Below are 2722 nucleotides of genomic sequence, written 5' to 3'. Positions count from 1 at the left end.
CTGCTAGTCGGACTGGCAAAAAGCTGCGAGGCTTACGATTCAACCAAAGTATTCCCCCCACTTGCAGCATAAGATCAGACGATCCTTACCAGCTCAAGCATTCGCAGGATGACAAAAGAAGCACGGAGTATCGGGAGATGTTACGCAAATGGGCTCGGACCCGTTCCGTTAGAAAGACCGACCTCCACCCCGTAGTTAGATGTGACGAAGGAATGAAAGGGCTATGACCCGTTGAGACATGGAAGCGAGAATCACTAGGGTAAAGTGGAGAAGTGCGTATATGGAACAATATGGGTGATTCCTCTTCTTCTCACTTACTATAGGATAAAATCCTGCGAATTCATGAGTCTGAGTGAGGAATCTGAATCACTTGGAGGGAGCTTAATCGAAAGATTCGCAAGTCAAATGTGAATAACCAAGATGTCTTTCTTTATAATGGTATTTCATCTTATCTCCTACATAAAGCTTATTTCCACACTTTATACAATTCGAGATAGCACTTGTTCGTGGCCAAATCACTTTCTCTAGTTCAACTACGTTTATTCCTTTATTGATTTCATATAGGACTAAACCTAAATCCTTTATCAATCCTTTATAATCGTTATCTACATCATCATTAGTAATCAGCAATGCCTTAAAACAGCCTGCATAATTTCCAGACGAATTTACCAAATGGAATACATCAATCACCTGTGAGCCTATTTGCATTAATTCAATAATTTTATAGGATTCATCCCATGTTTTTTTTGGTATTCTTTCTATTTCTTCAGAACTTAAGTAATTATTAATGTCTCCCATATATAGAAACTCGGCTAATCTCATCGAATTAGGAATGTACATTTTCTTTTCTCCACTCAAGTTTTTCAGGGATTAGCAACTTTTCAATATTGAACTATCGTGTCCCGTTAGTTCAGGCTATGTAACCAGATGTGACCATCCAGGGTTGGTCTTCATTTCATAGATTTTTTGGAGAGTATGGACATGCTTCGTCTTCTCGTCATCAGCCTCTGTGTGGAGATACCCCTCTACAAGCCTGTACCCGAATACGAGAAGAATTATCTCATAGACACAATGATCGGCGATTCGGGTTACATGTGCATACTCCGAAAAGCCTTTGTAATACGCGGGGACGCAACGCTGGTAGTATTCGACCATGTGATCGATATCCGGTTCATCTGCGATCAGGCTTGCGAGATCCTCGCCCAGGTAGCCCCATCCGCTGGTATCCCAGTCGATGAGCGCGATATTCCCTTCAGCATAGATCAGGTTGGTTACCCAGAAGTCACGGTGGCATAGCACGAGGGGCAATTTTTCGATACGAGCGAATATCTCGTCTGCTTGCTCATCGATGTCGATGAGCATTTGCCGCACGTGCAGCGGGAATCCGCAATCCTCCGAGCGTATATAATCGTAGACGACCGGCCATGACCGATAATGCAGGTACGTATTCTTCATGAGATCCGCATGGCTCAGATTGGTCAGGCTCTGCAGCACGGCGGGCTGCTCCGCATACAACTTGCCTTGAAAGCGCCCTAACTCCAGCGCGGCCTTTTCATACATGTCACCGGTCAAGTCTAAACCGGTTACGCCATCGATATATTCCAGCCACAGCTGGTATTCATTCTCTTCGGCATTGAGCTCGGCGTGATAACATGTCGGCCAGTGGAGGGCTTGCGAGAACGTCGCTCCCAAGTCAGACGAATAGAGATCATATYCCCGACGCCATGAGCCCGGATCGCCGTAACGCTCCCATTTATTCTGGATTTTCAGCACTATACGGTACGGCATTTTTTTGCCATCCACGCTTTCGGCGATCCCCGTTACCAGGTACACATTTCCCACAGTTCCGCCCTGTAACGGCATAGTTTGGCAGTCGGCAGAGATGATATCCGTCTTGAACCGTTGGTTTAAAGCGTAAATCAGCTTTTCAAGTTCAATATTCATTTATTCCTCCGTTTTCTCCGTTTACTTACTCCACATGGCGAGAGTTTTGTTTCGAGTTCTCTTGTCGATGAGGTAGCTCGTATTATCCTGGATATACTCGTTATCATGCTGCGGGGCATAGAAACCCATCTATTGAGAAGACGACAGCCGTTAAACCAGCTGCTTAGATGATTATATCAAATGTAATCCCTAATTTTGGGAAGACTTTAGTTATAACTATTCTGCCCGTTAGCGTAACGAAGAACTACCACGCTGCAGTCCTTTCGGTGTTCAACTATCGTTCTCCGTTAACGTATTAAGTCGGATATAATCTCACCTGGCCATGCCAATAAATTTCATCCTTCACTTCACTATAAACAAAGAAGCAGCTGTCTTCACTTGCTTAGAGACTAAAAAAAAAACCTTCTAACGAAAAGTATTATATAAAACCAGAATGGTAACAGCACGTTGCTAGGAGGGAGAAATTTATGACTATCCAACTCGCTGAATGTATTAATCACTCAGCTCAAAATAATCCCAATATAATTTCAATTATGGCCGAAATGATCGCAACTATGGAGAATGACGCCAAACTCAAAAAAGAAATTCTTTTTACAGTTGATGAAATCAGTATGGAGATTTCCAGAAAGGATAAACTCTGTTATGACTTAGTGAATGCTACTCGTAATAACGGTGACTATTACAAAGCTAAGATGCTATGGAAACAATTTAGAAATGAAGTAGAGCATGCCCTAGGAGAATTGTATAAGCGAATTCAATGGACAAGATACCCTGACGA

General features: G+C 43.1%; 3 protein-coding genes. 1 reads left to right on the top strand and 2 read right to left on the bottom strand.

Annotated features, from left to right (window positions below):
• Positions 1-381 precede the first annotated feature (381 nt).
• A complete protein-coding gene (locus tag AC1DLI_RS34210; RefSeq protein WP_477610174.1) occupies positions 382-840 on the bottom strand; it encodes a hypothetical protein in 459 nt (152 codons plus the stop codon).
• 75 nt (positions 841-915) lie between these two features.
• Positions 916-1944 carry an aminoglycoside phosphotransferase family protein gene (locus AC1DLI_RS34205; protein WP_477610172.1) on the bottom strand — a complete coding sequence of 343 codons (1029 nt, stop codon included), beginning with the start codon at positions 1942-1944 and terminating at the stop codon, positions 916-918.
• A 467-nt stretch (positions 1945-2411) separates the two neighbouring features.
• Between AC1DLI_RS34205 and AC1DLI_RS34200 the strand changes: the two genes are divergently transcribed.
• On the top strand, positions 2412-2722 hold a 311-nt coding region (locus AC1DLI_RS34200), incomplete at its 3' end, for a hypothetical protein (RefSeq protein ID WP_477610170.1).

This window comes from Paenibacillus sp. 01T443 (assembly GCF_056398325.1).
This window is presented reverse-complemented; position numbering and strand designations above follow the sequence as displayed.

Excerpts from the sequence above, each read along its gene's own strand:
- AC1DLI_RS34210 (WP_477610174.1), bottom strand. The coding sequence starts at position 840 with ATGTACATTCCTAATTCGATGAGATTAGCCGAGTTTCTATATATGGGA.